At 51.1% G+C, this 21,419-nt stretch carries 11 protein-coding genes; all 11 read right to left on the reverse strand.

Annotated elements, in window-relative coordinates:
* Positions 1 to 3: 3 nt before the first annotated feature.
* Positions 4 to 3,237, reverse strand: a complete 3,234-nt coding sequence (locus LLH06_RS17890) for a glycoside hydrolase family 2 TIM barrel-domain containing protein (protein ID WP_228170655.1) — start codon at positions 3,235 to 3,237, stop codon at positions 4 to 6.
* A 168-nt stretch (positions 3,238 to 3,405) separates the two neighbouring features.
* Entirely contained in the window at positions 3,406 to 5,610 is a 2,205-nt protein-coding gene (locus tag LLH06_RS17895) for an alpha-L-rhamnosidase-related protein (protein WP_228170656.1), read from the reverse strand.
* A gap of 2 nt (positions 5,611 to 5,612) precedes the next feature.
* A complete protein-coding gene (locus LLH06_RS17900; protein ID WP_228170657.1) occupies positions 5,613 to 7,202 on the reverse strand; it encodes a sodium:solute symporter family transporter in 1,590 nt (529 codons plus the stop codon).
* Positions 7,203 to 7,214: 12 nt separating this feature from the next.
* Positions 7,215 to 8,300 carry a Gfo/Idh/MocA family protein gene (locus LLH06_RS17905; RefSeq protein WP_228170658.1) on the reverse strand — a complete coding sequence of 362 codons (1,086 nt, stop codon included), beginning with the start codon at positions 8,298 to 8,300 and terminating at the stop codon, positions 7,215 to 7,217.
* 76 nt (positions 8,301 to 8,376) lie between these two features.
* Positions 8,377 to 10,926, reverse strand: coding sequence for a right-handed parallel beta-helix repeat-containing protein (locus tag LLH06_RS17910; RefSeq protein ID WP_228170659.1), 2,550 nt, complete (start codon positions 10,924 to 10,926; stop codon positions 8,377 to 8,379).
* 125 nt (positions 10,927 to 11,051) lie between these two features.
* Positions 11,052 to 11,954: a sugar phosphate isomerase/epimerase family protein gene (locus LLH06_RS17915; RefSeq protein ID WP_228170660.1), complete on the reverse strand. Its 903-nt coding sequence runs from the start codon at positions 11,952 to 11,954 to the stop codon at positions 11,052 to 11,054.
* 422 nt (positions 11,955 to 12,376) lie between these two features.
* A complete protein-coding gene (locus LLH06_RS17920) occupies positions 12,377 to 13,771 on the reverse strand; it encodes an alpha/beta hydrolase family protein (protein WP_228170661.1) in 1,395 nt (464 codons plus the stop codon).
* A gap of 160 nt (positions 13,772 to 13,931) precedes the next feature.
* The gene (locus LLH06_RS17925; RefSeq protein ID WP_228170662.1) at positions 13,932 to 15,086 is read right to left on the reverse strand and encodes a sialidase family protein; all 1,155 of its coding nucleotides are present in this window, start codon (positions 15,084 to 15,086) and stop codon (positions 13,932 to 13,934) included.
* Positions 15,087 to 15,096: 10 nt separating this feature from the next.
* Positions 15,097 to 15,822 (reverse strand): DUF3826 domain-containing protein, encoded by a 726-nt coding sequence (locus LLH06_RS17930; protein WP_228170663.1) that lies wholly within the window; start codon positions 15,820 to 15,822, stop codon positions 15,097 to 15,099.
* A 33-nt stretch (positions 15,823 to 15,855) separates the two neighbouring features.
* Positions 15,856 to 18,621, reverse strand: a complete 2,766-nt coding sequence (locus LLH06_RS17935) for an alpha-L-rhamnosidase (protein ID WP_228170664.1) — start codon at positions 18,619 to 18,621, stop codon at positions 15,856 to 15,858.
* Positions 18,621 to 21,410 carry a glycoside hydrolase family 2 protein gene (locus LLH06_RS17940; RefSeq protein WP_228170665.1) on the reverse strand — a complete coding sequence of 930 codons (2,790 nt, stop codon included), beginning with the start codon at positions 21,408 to 21,410 and terminating at the stop codon, positions 18,621 to 18,623. Before LLH06_RS17940 ends, LLH06_RS17935 begins: the two co-directional genes overlap by 1 nt.
* Positions 21,411 to 21,419 lie beyond the last annotated feature (9 nt).

The raw sequence follows: 21,419 nt of genomic DNA on the forward strand, positions 1-21,419 counted from the left end.
CATCTATATTCCTTTAACTTTCCTAACCACCTCACTCATTTTAGCGGCGGTGGCTTTGCATGGGTACAAGCTAAAACCGTAGCGGTACGGCTTGGCCGGAATCTGATATTTTTCCAATGGAGCTGCCACGTCTGACCAACTATCATTACCGCCCACGCCCATTTGAATCAGGTCGATGTTGAGGGTGATGTAACCGGCATCCTTTAGCTTGTTGGTATGCTTGGCCGCCACGATGTTGGCTTCGGTGTAGGGCCAGGCGCTCATGCTTAACAAACTGTCTGCTGTTACCAGTAAACCGTTTTGCTGTTTATCACCCAGGAACATCCAACGCACGTCTGTACGATTGCCGTTCTCTTGCGGTACAGCATAATTCTCCATAAAGTCGGCTATCGGTTGGGTATAAATGCCAGCCTCTGAACCGCTGTTACGATCGATATAATTTTCTAACGGACCGCGACCGTAGTAGCTGATGTTGTCATAAGCGCGTTTAATGCCGCCCTGCATACCCACTTTAGGTAGGTTGTTCAGGCCCGATACTTTAGGAATGAATTCATAGTTGACCTTGACCACACCCGAACCGCTGATATTATAGCTTACGTTCACCTCGGCACTGTCATTCATGAGGCTGTAATCGCTGTTGATCACCGCCGAACCATCACTGCCCTGCCCTATGCTTATCTGCTTTAGCACCGGTTTGACCGTGAACCACGGTCTCAGTTTGCGCTCGGCCTTCCAACCACGGTGATCGTTATCGGTCACCGGGCGACTAAAATGTGGCAGCAATGGCGCAAAGATCTGTTCTTGCCCGTTCCACTTATACGAGGTCAGTGCACCATTCTTCATATCGAAATTGATGGCAAATCCTTTTCCGGTGATCGTAGGGCCATTAGCCGCCTCGGTCACCACCAATTTACCATTATTTTTCTGTGGGAACTCAGCAGCAGCTAAGCCTTTCAAGGTGAACTGATCCGACGCGATCTCATAACCTTTCGCTGCCCACAACTCGTCTTTGCCTAAGCTGAAATGAATATCGGCCAGGTACTCACGCCCGGCCTTGAACGATGGCAGGTACTGGCGAATGCTGATCACGGTATCCTTACCAGCCGCAAGGCTCATCACCGGTAATGCTTTCCTCACGATAATGTTCCCATCCTCGCGTAGCTGAAGCATTACGGTATAAGCTGATAGGTTTTGTACCGCGCTACGATTAGTGATCTTGATCAAGCATTTAGGAACATCGGTCAGCTCGGCTACAACCGGCTGGAACACGTGCTTACTCTCGAACATGGCTGCTTTTGGTCGGCCGTCCGAGGCTACCGTTCCTTTAATGGTAAAGTTATCGTAATACTTTTCTCCAAAATCACCGCCATAAGCGTAGAACGGTGTTCCCACAGAGTCGCGCTTCAACAAGCCCTGATCTTTAAATTCCCAGATGGCGCCACCGATCACGCGTGGTAATGAACGCCACTGGTCCCAAAGATCTTTCAGGTTACCGTTAGAGTTCCCCATTGCATGCGAATACTCCACAAAAAATATCGGCCGGTTATCGCCATTACGCTGGTTCACCAGTAAAGGAGCGGTATACAGCGCGGGGTACATTCTGCTCACGATGTCCACATAAGGCTCGTCGATCGGGTTCTGTAAGCGGTGCGAGTGGTCGTTAGGTTTGAGGTAACGGGCGTCGGTCACATCGATATAACCCTCGGCCTGCGGTGTACCTTGCGCAGGTTCGTAGTGTACCGGGCGTGTGATATCAAAATCATGTATCCAGGCGGCCATAGCAGCATGGTTAGGTCCGCGACCAGCCTCATTACCCAAACTCCAGATCACAATGCTGGGGTGGTTCTTGTCGCGCATCACCATACGGGTGGCACGGTCCAAATAAGCGCTGGTCCATTGAGGGTCATTACTTAACTTGGATCCTAAGCCGTGTGTCTCCAGGTTAGCCTCATCGATCACCAGGATGCCGTATTGATCACAAAGATCATACAGGTACGGGTCCATGGGGTAATGGCTGGTGCGGATACAGTTGAAATTGAACCTTTTAATGGTGCGCACATCCTCCAAAATATCCTCGCGCGATAGCGCTTTGCCTTTTACCGGGTGATGGTCCGGTCGGTTGATGCCGTACAGGTAGGTCACCTTGCCATTGATCAGCAGTTTACTGTCCGTCTTACGGAACTCCACACTCCTAAAACCTACGCGGCAGCTTTTCACTTCCAACGTATGGCCGGTGCTATCTTGTAATGACAGGGTCAATGTGTACAAATTCGGTCGCTCATCACTCCACTTGGCCGGGTTCTTTACCTCTGCCTCTAACAGGCCGAACTTCACGTTATCCAAACGCGGATATATCTCATTGATGATACTCTCTACACTGCGTTGCAATGGCTTTTGAAAAACCTCTTTCTTGTTCTGATCAAACAATTGAGCCTTGATCTGGTAACCTTTGATCGCTTTACCGGTCAGATTCTCGATGCGTGGGCGGATGCTCAACAAAGCATCCTTGTACTCCTTGTCCAGTTTGGTCTGATAAAAAAAGTCGGCTATACGCAGCTTTGGCTCTGCTAATAGCATTACCTCCCGGTGGATGCCGCTCAAACGCCATTGGTCCTGATCTTCCAAAAAGGAACCATCGCTCCAGCGGATGTTCTGCACCGATACGATGTTCTCGCCAGCCTGTAAATATGGAGTGATGTTAAATTCTGACGACAGGAAGCTATCCTCGCCATAACCCAGGAACTTACCGTTCAGCCACACCTTGAAGCCCGAACTTACCCCGCCAAAATGCAGCGTCACGTTCATATCCTTCCAGTTGGCCGGCAGGGTGAAGGTGCGCTGATAGCTGCCTACGCCATTCATATCCAGCGGTACATGGGGTGGGTTCACCGGGCGGAACGGATACACAGCGCTTTTATAGATCGGCTTGCCGTAACCCAGCATTTCTACGCTTGATGGGACAGTGATCTTTTTCCAGCCTGATACCCGGCCTTTATAAAAGTCCTTAGGCGCATCGGCAGGTTTTTCGGCAAAGCTAAAATCCCATTGTCCGTTCAGCGACAACATGCGGCCTGAACGTTCGCGGTCGCCGGTAACGGCATCAGCCACATTGCTGAACGAATATGCCGTAGCCCGAGAAGCGTCACGGTTGATACTGCTCACCAGGGGATCTTCCCAAGGCTCGGTCTGGAACACAGCGGGTGCGTTAGGCACGGCCGCAGGCGTTTTATCTACCAACTGGGCAAAAAGCGTGGAAGGAACTAAGCAAAATAGCAGCCCCACCCAAATCCTCCCCGGGAGGGAGGACCTTATGTTTTGGTCACGTATAAATTCAAGCATGGAATAGCACATACCCTGAAGCTTTTATCACCTCAGGGCATAATTGGTCTTAACATGCAAGTTTGCTTAAATTGCTGTATATTTTATTGTATGATCTTTTCCTTTTTCTATACTAACTTCGTATGAGCCGTTAGCAAGGGTGGTGATCGCTGCACCGTTACTCACCGGCTTGCTCTTGCTTTTGATGCGCAGTTTGCCGGTACCGGTGGCTGAGGTGATCTTGATCTCGGTAGCGCTTACTTTCAGCTTAATATCACCTTTTGGTGTTGGTATCGTCCCTTCCATCCATTGCAGGCCGCCCAACTGAGGCTCGATGCTGTAGGTGTTATAACCGGGCGATGTTGGCTTGACGCCTAAATAGTATTTACCTAAAAGGTAGATCGGGCTGGCTCCCCAGGCATGGCAAAGGCTTTTACCGAACGGACGGCCATACATGGCGTACACTTCAGCACCCTTTTTGTCGGGGTTATATTCTTCCCAAAATGAGGTAGCGCCTAAATTGAGCATTCCGCCCCAGTAGTCTTTCATCTGTTTCAGCACATAATCCTGCTCGCCCATGGCACACAAGGCTTCCAGCTCGTAAAAGCGCATGTATGGGGTGGTGATCTTAGGCACTTTGTTGTTCAGCAGCACGTACTTTTTAACGTCCTGCTTTTGAGCCTCGTTGAAGTAGTTAAAGAAGATGCCGAACATGTTGGCATACCGGGTCACATTGTCGGTTTGCTTGCCGTTGATCCGGCTGTGCACCATGGCATGTTTTTGCGCGTTCCAGTAGTAAGCGAACAGCTTTGTTTTGAGGTCTTTGGCCAAAGCGGTGTATTTGGTTGCTCCCTGCGCATCTTTCATGATGTTGGCACAAAGCGACATGCTCTCTAAGCTTCGACAGAGTAACATTTGCTCAAAGCTTACCTCGCCCTGCTTGCTCAGCCCATCGGCCCAGTCAATGAATACCCAATCGCCCGACAGGCCCTGCATCAATCCGTCCTTATTGCGGCGCTTGAGGCAGTAGTCCATCATGCTTTTCATACTGTCATATGATTGGGCGATGAAGGCCTTATCACCCGAATGCTGGTAATAATCGTAAATGCTGATGAACCAATAGAAGGTATAATCCATGATGGTATTGATATGGCTGGTCACCGGATCTTTACCGCGCAGGGCGCTGATGGTACGTTTTACTGTTGGCGAATCAAAGTACAGGTAATAGTTCATTAGGTAGCTTTGCGCCGCATCGCCCGACCATACCCAGCGGTCGCGTTTGATACCATCGATGAAGAACTCGCGAGTGTTCAGCTCCATGGTGTAAGCGGCCACATCCCATATCTTATTGATCTGTTCGTCGTTACATTTAAAGCTTCCGCGTTGCTCAACGGGCGAATATTCGTACAGCATCGATACGTCATCAATGCTTACGTTATCGTCGAATACCACATTCACATAACGGAATGCGCGCGAACCGTCGAACGTATAGTCATCGGCCTTGGCCTGATCGATCGTGATGCTGTCGGCCAGTTCGCCGTGCAACTTATCCAGGGCTTCTTCCTTGCTCTCGCCAAAGTACATGTTGATGGCTCCCTTACCTTTCACGTTGTGCAGCTTGAGGAAGCCGAACGTCTCCTTACCAAAATCGACCAGGATCGAATGAGCTTTTTTATTGCTGCTAACAGCTTTCATGGGCTTGACCGGCAGGCGGAACATAGATGGCATCGACAGCGCATCATTAAAATTCCACGAACCGGCATCCACATACTTAGTGGCCGACAGATCTGACGCTTTACCCGACGCATCGATCCATTCCTTATCCTCAAAGGTCACCTTCCATGAGGCATCACTCACCACGTGGGGACTTTTGAAATATACCGATGGAACGCTGGCCTGGTTGTACACCTTCATGTTGATGCGGTGTTTACCGGCGGGCAGGGAGATCTTTTTGGGATAGCCCGAAAAAGCCTTGCCGTCTATCTTGATGTTGTACTGACCATCAACGGCCAGTTCGGCCTCTTCGGCTGTGGGGATATCATAATCTTTATGAAAATCGATGAGCACATAATGACTATCCAGCTTCCAAAATGGCGGTAGGAACGAGCCCCGTTCGGTGCGGCGGTTCTGCATCTTATTGCTCAACCATATCTCGTAATCGCCGGGGTACCATATCCAGGTGGCATTGGTTTGAGCGTGCGCTTTGGAAGTGGTAAATAACGAGAGCAAAGTCGTCAATGTCGTTATGAGGAGGAACGACGTTCTTATATTTAATATAAAATTCTTTTTCATGATCAGTGTCCGTTAAAATAAATGTAGAGGCTTATCATCACCACGGTCAGTAAGGTCCAGGCGATCTTGACGCGGTTGGTCGCTTTAGGCAGGTCGGCTAACTCGTTCTCGCCTGGCGTGTAGACCTCGGGCGAACTATCCAGTAAGGAAATTAGGATAGCCACGATGAACAGGAAAGCGAATATGCAGAACGATAGCAGCAGGTAATGCGGCCAAAAACTGTATTTAGATGGAGGGAGCACCCAAAGGTACACTACGCCGGTACCTAAACTAAATGCTGAACCAGCCGACAAGATCGTGTTCACTGCTTTGCGGGTCGTACGTTTCCAAAATACGGTCAACAGGAACACCACCGATAATGGGGGCGCGATGAAGCCCAAAACCGACTGGAACACATCGAATAGGTTCAGCCCCTTGATGCTATCGATAGCCAGTGCCATCACGATGGCGAACAAGCAACCCACGATCACGGTTATACGTCCTACCCTGATCAGGTCGGAATTGGTGGCCTGAGGATTGATCTTTTCAGCGTAGATATCGGTGGTAAATACAGTGCTCAACGCATTAAGCGATGAACCGATAGTGCCCACCAGAACGGCGATCAGCACCACGATCACCAAGCCGTTCATCCCTGGTGGGAACAAACTGGTCACCATGGTCATATAGGCTTCAGCCGGGTCTTTCAAATGCGGGAACAGGATGTAGCAAAGCACCCCGGTGAGGATGAACAATGGTAATGACAGGATCTTTAACCAACCGATAAAATTAACACCCAACTGGCCTTGTTCGAGGTTACGCGCTCCCAAAACCGATTGAACCATAGCCTGATCGGTACAAAAGAAAGCCACAGCTGATACCGGGTAACCCAATAATATAGCAGGCCAAGGATACTTGGTATCAGTGGCCGGATGAATCAGGTTCCAGTAATCGCTTGGAGCACTGTGGAACATGGCGGTGATACCTCCTACCTTGTTCAGTCCTAATATGGTGAGTGTTAGGGAAACCCCTATCAGCAAGATCATTTGGAATACGTTGACCTTGGCAATGGCCTTTAAGCCACCTGCATAAGCGAATATGCCTGCGAACGACACCAATGCGATCACCGACTGCCACATCGGTATGCCCAGTATTTGCCTTACCAAAAAGCCACCAGCGAATAACCCCAACGACAGCCACGAGATCAAAATCTTTATCAGCGCATACCAGGCCAGTATGTTACGGGTAGAATCACCATAGCGGTTACCCATAAATTCGGGCATGGTGCTAACCTTGGAGGCCAAGTAACGCGGGGCAAACACCAATGCCAGCAACATCAGGAACACAAAGGCGTACCACTCAAAATTAACGGCCAAGATGCCGGTGCTATAGCCGATGCTGGCAAAGGCCAGCAGCATAGATGGCCCCACATTGGTACCCCACATATTTAAACCTATACTGCTCCACCCCAACGATTTGTTGGCCAGGAACAGCGTCTCATCGGTATTTTTCTTGCTGCCGAAACTGGCCCGGTAGCCGATCACGATCAGCACCACCAGGTATACCGCTACAATGGCATAGTCTAAAGTGGTGAGGCGCTCGATAATGTTTCCCATCAATGCTGAGGTTTAAGCTTTTAAAGTATCCGTGTCGATGCCGTATTCGGCTAATACATCGTCTATCTTGACCGGCACGCCTGTTTTCAGTGAGCGGTCCATGGCTTGTAATAGGGCGATCGTTCCTACCCCCTCTTTTACGTCAGGATAGGCGATCTGTCCACTCTGGAGGCAGTCGGCAACGTATTCCAGGTAGTTCTGATATTCGCCTGCATGGTGGCTCTGCCCCTCGAAACGGAAGTAGTATTTAATGGTGCTGTCGCCCCAAACGATGATCTTTTCCTCGCCGGTATTGTCGGTGATGGCATAGCGCAGTTCGTGGTAATCAGCTTGCGAAGCACCTTCAGTACCCCGTAGTATGGTGCTCATGCCGCTATCGCGCTGTGCTGGTTGAGTAGGGCCGGTATAACAGCCACTTACACGAGCCACCCTACCGTCAGTTGCTTTGAAGATAAAGTGCATGGTATCCTCGTTCTTCAGTCCCGCTTTTTTACCGTTTGCACTGATCATACCATAACCCATAACTTCTTCGATGTTAGGCAAATACCAGCGAATAAAGTCCACCGGATGGCTTAACCCGCCGTATAACCATTTGAACGCCTGCTCTAAAGCCCAGGGCTTTTCCAGGAACCAGCGGTGGTCGGCATGGTACTCGGCCTCGATGGTGATCAGTTCGCCAATGGCGCCAGCCTCATAGTCCTTACGCTGGCGTTTGGCAGGCTCAAAAAAGCGGGAACTCTGGCCAATGAACACCTTCTTACCCGTTGTTTCAGAGAGACTTATCATCTCGTTGGCCCGGCTCAGGTCATCAATGAAGGGCTTGGTGCATACCACGTGTTTACCGGCCAGTAAGGCCTGTTTCACATGGTCAGCGTGCAGATGATCAGGGGTGTATATGGCGATAAGGTCGATCTCAGGGTTATTCAGCATCTCCTCATAGCGGGTGGTATAGCTGTGAAAGTTAAATTCTTCGGCGCGTTTTTTACAGGCCTCAATACTCAGGTCGCAGATCATTTTCAGCTCTACCTTGGTGCTTTGTAACGCGGCCGACATCGTACTGCGGCCTTCTCCTAATCCTAATATCCCTATTCTTAACATATATTTTGGCGGTGTTGTATCGTGTTCGATTTTGTTGGCTTTTGTCGGTTTTTCTTGAAAAAGTTGGAAAAATGTATCAGTTATCCAGGTGCTCCAAAAACACCCAGGTCTCGCCCTTTTGGGTACCGGTGATCCCCTCCTGGTACTGGCTCATGAGCTTGTTCCAATCGTTCACCCGCGGGTTGTTCTCGCTGGTCTTGGGGTTCAGTTTATCGAGGCTTTCGCCTCTAGGTATGCTGATGATCAGCATGAGCTGACGACCGTTCCTGAAAGCCAGTAGCTGTTGGAAACTCGCATTGCAAAAACCTTTAGCTACCTCGGGCCACTTGGTAAATTGGGTGGCATGGTGGTCCATATATTCCTGCTGCTTTTTACGGTCGTCCATTAGGTTGGCGGTCAGGATTATGTTATCCCATTCGGTAGCCTTTACCACCTTGCCACTGCAATTCTCTTTGTTGCTGAAGGTATAGTACGGGCTATCGTAGAGCTTTACTTCTACCTTGTCCAACGCCTCTTTGATCTGCTTTTGGATTCGCTCGGCACCCGGTATATAGCCGAACAACACCAAATGGTTCTTCCATTGATACAAGGAAGATACAGGTATTCCGTTACGCATGCAGATGTCCTTTACCTTGTCGGCGTCTACCGTTTTGCCCTCCGCCGCTACCACCTCGATCACCTGCGGCTTGTCAGCTTTAGCATCTACCCCAACGTAGTTGATCGGCGCTTGCTTGTTGAGGTCCTGATATTTGAGCAGGCCGCGATAGGCCGGCTCCAACCCGGCGTTTTGCTTAATGCTTTGCGCTACCTGCGGGCCGTTATTCACCCAGTGATTATCCGGGCCGTTGGCATTTTGGAGGAACTTATCGGCAGGCGTCCAGTTATCTTTTACGGTGAACCCTGAGGAGCCTTCATCACAATATAGGTAGAACCAGTGGTGCGGGTCGTGCGCATATGCCACCTTATACAGGCTGTCCACATAGTTTTGACTGATCACCGATCCGGGCTGAGCCGACAGGGTGTAGATACCCGACACATCGTACAAATGCTTGCCATAATGATTGATCCTGTTGGCCGTGATCAGGTTGTCGCTCATGGCATTGGGCAGCTTGGTCCACCCCCAACCCATACTGATACCGCTGTACGACACTTCGCTAATATCGTTATGGGATATATTGATGCCTTTTACATAACCGGCACCAATACCCACGCAGCCCCAGTCCTCGTTGGTCACATCGTTGATCAGGTTATTGGTGATGCGTTCGTTGGTACATACCTCCCGCTTGTCCTCTGGGTTGTATGGTAAGTGTACCTCCATACTTTCATCCGAAAAAACGCCCACCTGTATGCCGGTACCGCCAATATCTTTGAATAAGTTGCCTATAATATCATCATCATGTGTGCCGCGCTGGTAATCCAAACCTGTAGAGGCCATGTGCGCAAAACGGCAGTTCTCAAAACCTGTGTGGTGCGCGTATGCTACTTCAACACCTGCTGACGGGCGACCTACCCAGGCCTGATTCTCCAATCCCTTTTTATCGGGCGTACCGGGCACTTTCAATTTATAGGCGTCGGTCATATACATACCCGCCTGGTGAGGCACATGCCCTTGTTGTGATGGGTGCAGCCAGGTGGCGTACTCGAAAGCGATGCCTTTGCTATAAACGTAACTTACCGGGCGATCGGCCGTGCCGCTGATCTTGAGTAAGGTTTGTAATGCCGGAACGGTCACCGTGGCGATGTTCATATTCTCGCCGTTGCGTGGCCAATAATATAACTTGTTGGTGCGGGAATCGGCATACCATTCGCCGGGCTGGTTCAGGAACTCGATGGCGTTGGTCAGGTAAAAGGCCGAGTTGCCATTTTGCTTATGGTCCTTATCGATCACGGCCGCCGGCCATGGATGCTCGAATTGAATACGGCTTTCGGGTTGATGGAAGGTCACTTTGGCTTTGTTGCCCTCTACCGTCAGGCTTTTGACCCGCAGGTTGGCAATAGCCCACATTTGATGGATAACCATTTCCATCCCGTTCACGTTATCGACCTTAACATTAGGCGCAGGGATCCACATTTCCTGCTTTGCCTTATCTACCGATAGGATGCGCGCCATCAGATCGTCGTTATCTACCTCACGTGCGCGGACGGCCTTTTTACCATTCACCCATAACTGCCTGAACAGGAGTTGCTGACCGCCTACTGCCGGTATATCACTTACCCAAACCTTACCTTTAGCGATCGACGGTAAACCGGCTATAGTGCCCATCGCTCTCTTCCATCCGTTCACGTTAACGCCGCCACTTAGCACTGGCGTAGCGCCCTCAACCGCCTCGATACAGGTCGGTGAATCTGCCGTGCCCGAATCTTCCGGACGAATGAACACCGGCTCTGTAAGCTGGTACACGCCGCCCGCTAATATGATATGGATACCGCCTTTAACCGATGGATCATTCAGCCTGCGCAACTCCCTTGCCTGGCGTAATGCCGCATTCACCGTTGCCTTGGGCGATGCCTTAGTACCATCATTGGCATCATTTCCTTTGGGCGATACGAAGATATCGGCAGCCCGCGCATTGAGCGACAACAGCGTCAGTATCAGTAGCGTGGATTGGCGTAAAGCTTTGTTCATTTATTGGTTTTGTATTATTGATCACGTCATTGCGAGGCACGAAGCAATCTCTGCGGAGGTATTTCGGCCATACGCGGTTCAGGGATCGCTTCGTGCCTCGCAATGACGGGTTTTTGTACTATTTCTTACCCCTCCTGAAATACCTTTTTCAAATAAGCGGTATTGGCACTAAAGTTCCATTTTACATTTCGGGGGTCGATTTGGTCGCGTGAGCGTTCGATCACCAGCCAGCCTTCCCACATCATTTTATCGAGTGTCTTTTTGATCTTCTTGAGGTCGAGTTCGGGGTCATTCTGCAGCCAAACGCCATCGGTGTTGCTTGCATGGATCTGGCAGATGCGTTCCTTACCTAATATCTTCAGTTCTTCGCAAACGTCGCGACCGGCATCACAGGCATTGGCAAAATTGAAATAACTTTTGATAGCCTTCGAGTTCACTTCGTCCAACAATTTAGCCTCTTCGGTAGCGCTCAACGTGGTCTCGATGCCGATCACTACGCCAGCCTCCTCAGCCTTCGGGGCTATCATCTTCAAACGTTCGATCACCACCGGGCGTAGCTCAGGGTTCTTGACCAGATCGGCGTTGACGCCCAATGGCAAAAAAGCCACCTTCACGTTCATGGCCTTCATGGTATCGATGCAGTCCTGCACCATACGATCGACCCCATCGCGCTTGGCGAACGACTGTGCAAAAAAACCGGTCATGCCCATCGAGCATATCTCGAGGTTCAGTTCTTTGGCCTTATCCAGGAATTGCTGCCGTATTTCGGCATTGGCCAATTGGTTATCAAAGGTGGGCCGATTGCCCAGTCCGCCCATGTCCACCTCCAGCCCATCGGCACCAATGTCCTTGGCCAGTTGGAACGCCCCCAGCTTTTGACGTTTCAGGATCATCAGATCCACCACGGCCACCTTGTAGCGCTGTCCTTTGGCCGCCGTACCGAACACCGATGCCCAGCTATTTTGCGACAGTGCCAACCCTGCGGTGAGCATGGCGCTTTGTGTGATGAAGTTGCGTCTGTTGGTCATAATTAAGTCCCACCTAAACCCTCCCCGCGAGGGAGGGATTTAGGAGGTTTAGTTTTTGTTTTTATGTCATCGCCAGGGTAGCGCGGCGATCTTATCGCTTTGCATCACCCGTGTATTAGGTTTGCCACGTCGCTGTCGCTCCTCGCAATGACATGTTGGTCTATTGTATTATTAGGTCATGCTGAACTCGTTTCAGCGTCTCACATGCAAGGGAGCGTTTTGCACAAGTTCTTGTCTCCGCAGAGATCGCTTCGTTCCTCGCAATGACGGGTTTTATTATTTTACGTCATGCTGAACTCGTTTCAGCATCCCACATGCAAGGTCGCGCTCTGCAAACGTTCGTGTCTCCGCAGAGATCGCTTCGTGCCTCGCCATGACGACCATGAGTTACCCCCTCCCTCCCGGGGAGGGCCGGGGTGGGGCTACTTGAACAACTTCTCCAACTCCCCAAACCCATGTATCGCGTTCTTGGGCAAATCCTCGCCTTTAGGGCCGAAAACGTATTGAGGCTCCATCTTCTCTATCGTTACTTTGCTTTCGTCCACCTTTCCATCGGCACCTTTCACGGCATCTATGTTCAGCTTAAAGTGTTTGGCCACAAAATCATACATGGCCATCCGTTTCGACTTTCCGTAATCGTGCCCTTCTTTAGGGAAATGAGCGTTCTCCACCTGATCGGCCTTGCCGTAGTAACCGTATATCTTTTTCAAATAAGGCAGATCGGTATCTGGCACATTGGCCGACCAATCGCCACCGTCAGATATCACCAGTTGTGGCCTTGGTGCGGCCATGGCGGCCAATTCATCGTTATTGGTGCCTCCACCGCAAAGGTGTACCGGCTGACCGCTCTCACAAGGGCATCCACCCGAAAAGTAGCTCGACAGCATCACCACCGGCACGCTCAGTTTGATACGATCATCCAACGCGGTGATCAGCATGGTTTGGCTTCCCCCGCCCGACGCACCGGTAATGGCCACGCGGTCAGGGTCGGCTTCCTTTAGGGATAGCATGTAGTCCAATATGCGCATGCTGTTAAGGGCCTGCACCGTCATGGCTAAACTGCGGCGATGATCTTTACCGTCGAACTGCAGCAATGATTCGCCCCAGGCGAAAAGGTCATAACTGATGGCCATGGCACCCATGCGGGCCAGCGTAGCGTAACGATACTGACCATCGGCCCGGTAACGGCCATCGCCAAAATGCCCATCGGGGCAAAGCACCACGGGTATCTTGCCTTTAAATTTAAGTGGTTTATACAACGATCCGCTCACATATACGCCCGGCAGGGTCTCGATCGCAATGTTCTCGACCGTGTAACCATCCATTACCCGCTTGTTGGTAATGATCGGCGTTGACTTAGGTTTGGCCGGCATGGGCGACAGCTGCAATGCCTGCAACATGCAGGGGCGCAGCTCGTATTTTCGTTTTTCCCAGCTGGCTTTGTCGGTATAGGCTTTTTCCAGGTAGGCCAATTTTTCACGGCCTTCGTCAGGCGTCAGGCGTGAGTACTCATAATATTTGAGCTTGAACACACCCGGGGCCTCCTCATTTACCTTCATATCCAGCGGGGCCAGCACCGCGGCCAGTGTTTTGGCGGCGGTGGGTTTGTAGCGCCAGTCGGCATAAGGCACCACCAGGTCCTTCACCATCTTTTCGTCGTACTTAACCTTCACATGGAACTTGTCCTGTATCTCAGTGAGTACCTGCTTTAACGGTTTTTTATACTCGTTATCAGAGTTGTTGACCTGTGCCCATACCTTTCCCTGCCCCGCCAACAGGCAGGTCAGGATTAAGGCGGTACGTATGTGTTTTAGCATCGGTCGTTAGTCTTCGGTGATAAGCAATGGTTTGGGTAATATACCCTTTCCTCGTCATTGCGAGGCACGAAGCAATCTCTGTACTATGTAAGATCGATATGCCTACGCAGAGTTTGCTTCGTTCCTCGCAATGACGGGTCGCGGTGGGAAGGATCACCTCCTACAGATCCTTCGTTTCTCCTTTGATCACCGGTAGCTCGTAGCCTTCTACCTTAGGCCATTGGCCGTCTTTGATCTCGACCAGTTTGAATTTGGCTGGATCGGCCACTACGTGTTTGATGCGTTCGCGGCGCCAGGTGTAAATGAAATGCACCATGCCATCCTTGGTCTGTATCACTGATGGATATGAGTACTGACTGATCGGCGAATCTTCCAGGATCAGCGCCGCATACCAGGTCTTGCCGTCTTTGGATACCGCCACATTGAGCGGCGTGCGGGCACCTTTGGCCAGTTTACCCGGAGGCAACACATGATTGTATACCAGTAATTGACGGCCATCCTTCAGCGTTACGGCATCGGTACCTGAATTGTTGTTGGGCAAGTTGGTCTTGCTTAACGGAGTCCAGGTCATGCCTTTGTCGCTGCTCCAGGCTTGGGCAATAGCGCGGTTCTTGGTACGGGCCAATAGTTGTAAGCGGCCATCCTTGTAGGTCAATATGCTGGGCTGTATGGCATCGATCGTGTCAGTACCTTTGGCCACATCTACCATTTTCCAGGTCTTTCCCAGGTCGGGGCTGATCTCAAAGTGGATCCTCCAGCCACCTTTACCTTCAGTACTCGTAGGGCTGGTCAAATTTTTGCCCACCATAACCGGTTTGTTCTTGATCGGACCTAAGTAGCCTTCCGGCAAAGCCATTTGATCTGACCAGGTATATCCGTTGTCCTTGGAGGTCTTCCAATAACCTTTCCATGTACCCGGGCTCGCGCCGATCTTATAGAATAGCATCAACTCGCCACCGGGTACCTGGTATAGCACCGGGTTCCAGGTAGGGTAACGCAGCGTATCGTTCTGGATGCCATTGGCCACATTAACGCCTTCGGTCCACTTACCGTTCACCCTGTGGCTTACCCAAATGCAAACATCGGGATTGCGCTCCTTGGTGCCACCGAACCACGAGGCTACCAGGCCTTTGGGTGTTTCGGCAATGGTAGCGGCGTGGCACTCTTTGTAGGGCGCTTTCTGGTAAACGAATTCATCGGTAACGATACCGGTGCGCCACGGGTTAGGGATCGATTGCGCACGACCGGTGTTCACCATTGCCAGTAGGGCAAAGGCGGATATAGTGGTGCGTAACAGGTTGGTCAGTTTGATCATAACAGTAAGGTTATTGTGCTTTTGGGGCACTCTCTTTGGTCTTTGCAGCAGCAGCTTTTTTGGCCTTGGCCGCATCTACGTAAGCCTTGAACATCTCGTGCCAGTTACGGCCATGGGTGTTCAGGTATTGCTCGTTCCTGGTCTTGTAGATCTCAAATATGGCCGATATCTGCTTCATGTTCTTGTAGTCCACCGCCTGCTCGCGTGCCTTTTTCAAGTTCTCGGTCAGCACCTTTTCCTCGGTCTCGGTCAGGTTAGGTACGATGGAACGGTAGCCGTTCATGGTGAACTCTACCTTGCCAATGGTATATTTATCGAGTATGGCCTCTACTTGCGGCTCGGTCAGGTTCTGGCGCAGCCCGGTCATCAGGGTCTCATGGATGGTCTTGGGCATGGCCGATATGGCGATCACCTGGCGGTCCAGTTCCGTAAGCGGTTGCCCGTTGGCCGGGTTGATCCCTGCGGGAACGGTAGAAGCCGGGTGCTCGTTGTTCCAGTCGCGGATGGCCTTGAGGTGCGTAGCGATAATGCCGGCAACGGCCTTTTCTTTGGCGGCGTCATTCAAGCTGAGCGATGCTACCCATTCGGCAGCCTTCTTTTCAGTGTCCTGATCGCTTTTAGCGCGGGCCTCGGCGGTCATGGCCGGGGCGGCCGGCTTATCGGTCTGTGCGTAAGCGTTAGCGCCAAGCAATAAGGCGATGGCGATAACGGTCAGTTTAAAATTCTTCTTCTTCATATCTCTATCTCGGTCATTGGTCTTTATAGGAACTTACAGGCTTGATCGGAAGTGGTAGTCACCCGAACCTGCCTCGTAAACTGCGTAACCATTATCGAACTTCACGAACTTCAAGCCTTCGGCCTCAGCAGCTTTTTTGCCGCCTTCCGTCACCGCATCGGCGGCTTTTGACGGTACCGATATCAGCGCCACCGAATTGGCCGGTATGCTGACATCCCAGGTGAAGTTGCTGCCTTTTTTCCAACTGCTTTTCACCAGGCCGTAGGGCGTTTGGTACGATGCTTTTACAAAGTCGAGGCCTTCGGGCAGGGTGGGCTTCATGATCACCTGCTTGAAGCCAGGCTTATCGATGCCAGCCTTGATGGCGGCGAGGTTCTGATAGTACCACACAACCAGGTCGCCCAACAACATCACGTGGTTACCCGAGTTCATACTTGGGTTAGCCGTATCGCCGTTCCAAAGCTCCCAAATGGTGGTGGCGCCGTGCTCGGCCATGTAGCCCCAGCTTGGGTAATCTTTATTGGTAGCCAATCGGTAGGCCAGGTCAGGGCGGCCGTACTCGGTCAGTCCACGCATGAGCCATTGCGTACCGATCACGCCGGTGGCAATGTGGTAGTTATCGGTGGTGGTGACGCGTTTCACAATGTTGGCGAACACGGCCTTACGGTTAGCCACAGGCGTGATGTCAAAGTATAGCGGCAGCAGGTTGGCGGTCACGGTGCCGTTATCATATTGCTGTGTTTGCGCGTTGTAGAATTTGGCATTGAACGCATCGGCGATCTTCGATTGCAAGGCACCGAACTCTTTAGCGTCCTCTTCCTTGCCGAACATTTTGGCAAAGCGTTTCATCAGAAACAGCATACGGTGGTAGTAGGCCGTAGCCAGTAATTGACCGTTGGTAGTGCGGCTGCTATCCTTGGCGTGGATCAACTCAGGCGATTCAGGCGGAACGCACCAGTCGCCGTATTTGTCTTTGGTGACGATGTAGTCCTTCATGTATTTGGCTTTCATGTAGTCGAGCCATTTTTTCATGGAGGCGTAATGCTTTTGCGCCGGGCGAATATCACCGAACTGCTTGTATTCCATATCGGCCAGCAGGATGTAGGTGGCCGGCCAGGTCATGTTATCGCTGTAATAGTTCCAATAGGCGGGGGCCACGTCAGGTATAGCACCTTCGGCGGTTTGCGATTGCTCGATATCATCCATCCACTTGGCATACAGTTTTTGGTTATCAAAGATGAAGCTCTCGCCCAATGAGCCCGTGGCACGGTCACCCAACCAGGGCATACGCTCGTTGCGTTGCGGACAATCCACCGGCATGCCTTTGTAATTACCAGCCACACCCCACCATGTATTCTGGTACACCTGATCGATCACCTTATTAGAGGTCTCGAACTGGCCGATCGTGGCCAGATCATCATATACCATCTCGCCCACAAAATCTTCGGCCTTAGGCTTGCCCGGGTAACCGGTTATCTCGGCATAACGGAAACCATGGAACACGAACACCGGGTGCCAGGTCTCCTGTGCGGCGCCTTTCAGGGTGTAGATGTCGGTCACCTTGGCATCACGCAGGTTAGCTATGTACAGGCTACCATCCTTTTGCAAGGTCTCGGCAAAGCGCAGGGTAACCTTGTCGCCTTTTTTGCCTTTCACGTTAAATTTGAGCCAGCCGGTCATGTTCTGGCCCATATCCATGATCCAGGTGCCGGGTTTAAGCTGGGTTAGCTTTTGAGGCTTGATGGTGCTCATTACCTTGATCGGTTCGCTCATTTGCGCCACCAGTTTGCCGGGCGGGGCAGGCACCAATTGCGGCGTAAGCCATTTAGCGGCATTGTAATCGATCCTGTTCCAGCCGGTGAGTTCTTTGTTGGAATCATATTCTTCGCCATCGTATTCATTATTGCTGCGGATGGGGCCGTCGGCGGTCATGCGCCAGCTCTGATCACTGGCTACGATCTGGTGATGGCCGTCCTCATACTCGATATCCAATTGTAACAGCAGCTTAGGGAACCCGAACTCCTTTACCTTTTTAGGTTTATAGATCGGCCTCATGGTAAAATACCGGCCGTTGCCTAATACAGCGCCTATGGCGTTCTTACCCGGCTTAACATTGGGGGTCACATCGTAAGTGGTGTATTGTACCGACTTGTTATAATCGGTTGGCATTTGGGTCAGCACATCATTACTGATGTATTTGCCGTTCACATACAACTCGTAATGACCCGGACCCGATATGTATACCATAGCCCGTTTCACCTTAGCTGCCGAAGCGAACTCCTTGCGATAATAACGTGCTGATAAACGCGAGAACTTGGCTATACTATCCCATGCAAAACCCTTTTCCCAGCCTATCCACTTGCCTTTCCAGTCAGATAGCAGCAACAAACCCATACTCCATTTGGCAGGCGTGCTCCAGGCACTTTGGCCTTTGGTGGTGTATACTTTTACTTTCCAGTAAGCAGCCATGCGGCTGGTGAGTGCTTTACCGGCGTAGGACACCATGATAGATGCGTTGGAAGCTACCTTACCCGAGGTCCAAAGATCGCCCTGACCGGCGGCCAGCTTGGCAGGCGACGAGGCGACCAATACCTCGTAGGCCGTTTGCTCGATGCCGCGGCCGGTGCCGGTCATTTTCCAGCTTAAACGGGGTACCGTAACATCGATACCCTGCGGGTTCACCAGCATCTCGCAGCGCAGGTCATTGAGCTGGATATCGGCAGCAAAGGCTGATACGGCAGTCAGGCAAATGCAGGCAGTTACCCATAAAAGTTGCTGTATATGTTTGAATATCTTCATTATCTTCCTGAAAAGTCAAAGTACAAGTTGAGTTCCTTGGCGCGCATCGGCGTTTTGTCGTAATCGTAATAGATGTTCTTCATACCTGCCGGCCCGGTATCTTCGGCACCCAGCGTTTTGTTGCCAATGGCGCTGATGCCCTGCATGAATGATATATCGCCCGAAGGGAACTTGATCACGTAATTATGCCACTGATCATCATGCGGTTTTGGCGAGAACAATCGGAAAAAGGTATCCTCATCCTCGGCCACAACCGTGAACGGCTGACCTGTGGTATTGAATTTTAGCCAGTACATATTGGCGTGATATCCCTTAAATTCCGGGTAAACCCATTTTTCGCCGGTCTCAGTGTCATTGTAGTCCTTTTTCCAAACACCCAGCTTGGTGCCTTTCATGCGGTTCTTCCACACGCGGTATGGGCCGCTGCCCATGTACTCTACGCTTTTAACCGTCTTTTCGGGGAACGAGAAGTTGACACCCACGAAGTTGGTAAAGTAATCGCCCGGAAAATAACGAACCTTCATTTTAACCCAACCGGTCGGGTAAATGGTCCATTGCAGGGTATTGAACGCGCTCTTTTTATCAAAGGTCGATTCGATCACCACCGCTTTGCCATCCATCTTTTGGGTGAAGTTCTTGAAGTTGGTCTCCCCTTCCTGCAGGATCGGTCCGTTGGTGAAAGGTATCTTTCCTTTAGCGTTCTCCACCTCGCGCAGCAGCCCGGTAGTTTTGCTGAACGATAGTTTGATGCCGTTGGCCGATACCTGGTACAGCGAATCGGTCTGTTCTACCTTGACATTGCCTTTACCATCTTTCACCACCAGTTTGCGGGCCACCTTTTCAGGGCGGGCGATCGGCCAGCTCCAGGTGAACAACTCATGGCCGTAACGGTCGATAGCGGTGATATATAAGAGGTCGTAGCTTTTAAAGTCAGATGGCAGGTTCACTTTCAGGTCGCCTTTTTTCATCGGCTCAATGTTGGGCGATGCGATAGCCAGGTCCAATTCGGCAGGTTTTGCCTTGCCGTAAGTATCGCTCACGCGTACCAGTTTGCCCGTGAATTTACATTGGTTAAGGTTGGTGATGTTGTACCGGTTCTCGATATGGAACACGCCATCGAAACCTGAGGCGATCTCACGGCGCTCGAAGAACACCGGCGCCCATATCTCTTTCACCGTAAAATAGCTTCCCTCTTTTTCATGGTACGGGCCAACTATACCGTCAGCCGCCTGGTTGCCATCGGTGTCTACCATGCCGTTCTTATCGGTACGTACAACGCCTTCATCGGCAAAGTCCCATAAAAAGCCACCTGCCGATAGCGGGTCGTTCCACATCATGGTCCAGTAGTCCTCTAAACCGGCGCCGCTGCCGCCATCATACAGGCCATGCAAAAATTCGGTAGGCATCACAATGCTGTGACCGTGATTGTAGCTTCCAATACCGTAGTTGTAATCACGGTAATGCTGTGTATCAAATCCGCCAAAATCTTCCCAGGCATGTATCACAGGGCGCTTTTGCATATCCAGTTTGCGGAACAGGGGGTCAAGCTCGTAATTGTGTCCACCCTCGTTGCCATTGATCCAAAACACTACCGACGGATGGTTCTCGTCATGCTCGATCAATGCTTTGGCCAGCTTGGTACCGGTAGGCGTATCATAATGACCGTGCCAGCCGGCCAGCTCGTCCATCACAAAAAGCCCTAATGAATCGCACACGTCCAAAAAGTGATCATCGGGCGGGTAGTGCGACATGCGTACGGCGTTCATGTTCAGGTCCTTCATCATCTTTACATCCTCAATGCTGCGCGTTTTGTTCAAAGCGCGACCAGTGGTTGGCCAAAATGAGTGACGGTTGACACCCTTGAACTTGATCTTATAGCCATTCACATAAACCCCGTCGCGCTGTTTAACTTCTACGGTGCGGAAACCAAAGCGTTTAGTGATGGTGTGTACTACCTTGCCGTTTTGAGTAAGACTGAACTCCACCTTGTATAAATTAGGTTCCTCGGGCGACCATAGTTTGGGCGATGCAACTTTGGTTTGCATGGTGATCACCGAGTCGGTCGTTGTTTTTGACATGAACGCACTGCCTACCTTTTGACCCGAAGTAGTAAAGATCTGTGCCGATACGGTGCTTCCGGCTGGTGCGCCTTTCAGGTAAACGTTCGACCTAAATTCACCATTGGCCTGTGCATCTAATGATATGCGGCTGATGTGCTGTACCGGCAACACCTGCAGATACACCGGGCGAAAGATACCCCCAAAGATCCAAAAATCACCTTTGCGTTCTGCCTCATTCACCGACTTGTTGGCCGAGTGCTTGGCGACCGTGGCTTCCAAAACATTGGCACCGCCATATTTTAATAACGACGACACATCATACTTAAAAGCATAATACGCCCCCTGATGTGTTGGCCCGGCAGGCTTGCCATTGATCTTGACGTCAACATCGGTCATGGCGCCTTCAAATACCAGTTGAACCACCTTGCCTTTGTAGGCTGCCGGTACTTTGAATTCGTATTTGTACAGACCTTTCTCTTTACCGCGTACGGTATCCTTGGCCCAGCCGTAATCATACTTACCAAAGCCCTGTAACTCCCAGTTGGATGGCACAGGTATGGTGGTCCACTTGCCTGAGTTAGGGCCGGCCGTGCAGTAGAACTGCCATTTAACGGTGTGGTCGCTACCTGTGCCCGACAGGTACATGCGCTGCGTATCCTGCGCTGAAGCTTGTTGTGCTGCAAAAGCCAACAGGCAGATCAGGAAGGTATAAAAGCGGGCAGGTGTCATGGTCAACGA

It is taken from the genome of Mucilaginibacter daejeonensis (genome assembly GCF_020783335.1).
Lineage (GTDB): Bacteria > Bacteroidota > Bacteroidia > Sphingobacteriales > Sphingobacteriaceae > Mucilaginibacter > Mucilaginibacter daejeonensis.

What these genes read in the sequence shown, in the direction of transcription:
- LLH06_RS17905 (WP_228170658.1), bottom strand. Translation starts at nt 8,300, where the DNA reads ATGTTAAGAATAGGGATATTAGGATTAGGAGAAGGCCGCAGTACGATG.
- LLH06_RS17920 (WP_228170661.1), bottom strand. Translation starts at nt 13,771, where the DNA reads ATGCTAAAACACATACGTACCGCCTTAATCCTGACCTGCCTGTTGGCG.
- LLH06_RS17915 (WP_228170660.1), bottom strand. Translation starts at nt 11,954, where the DNA reads ATGACCAACAGACGCAACTTCATCACACAAAGCGCCATGCTCACCGCA.
- LLH06_RS17895 (WP_228170656.1), bottom strand. Translation starts at nt 5,610, where the DNA reads ATGAAAAAGAATTTTATATTAAATATAAGAACGTCGTTCCTCCTCATA.
- LLH06_RS17900 (WP_228170657.1), bottom strand. Translation starts at nt 7,202, where the DNA reads ATGGGAAACATTATCGAGCGCCTCACCACTTTAGACTATGCCATTGTA.
- LLH06_RS17930 (WP_228170663.1), bottom strand. Translation starts at nt 15,822, where the DNA reads ATGAAGAAGAAGAATTTTAAACTGACCGTTATCGCCATCGCCTTATTG.
- LLH06_RS17925 (WP_228170662.1), bottom strand. Translation starts at nt 15,086, where the DNA reads ATGATCAAACTGACCAACCTGTTACGCACCACTATATCCGCCTTTGCC.
- LLH06_RS17940 (WP_228170665.1), bottom strand. Translation starts at nt 21,410, where the DNA reads ATGACACCTGCCCGCTTTTATACCTTCCTGATCTGCCTGTTGGCTTTT.
- LLH06_RS17910 (WP_228170659.1), bottom strand. Translation starts at nt 10,926, where the DNA reads ATGAACAAAGCTTTACGCCAATCCACGCTACTGATACTGACGCTGTTG.
- LLH06_RS17935 (WP_228170664.1), bottom strand. Translation starts at nt 18,621, where the DNA reads ATGAAGATATTCAAACATATACAGCAACTTTTATGGGTAACTGCCTGC.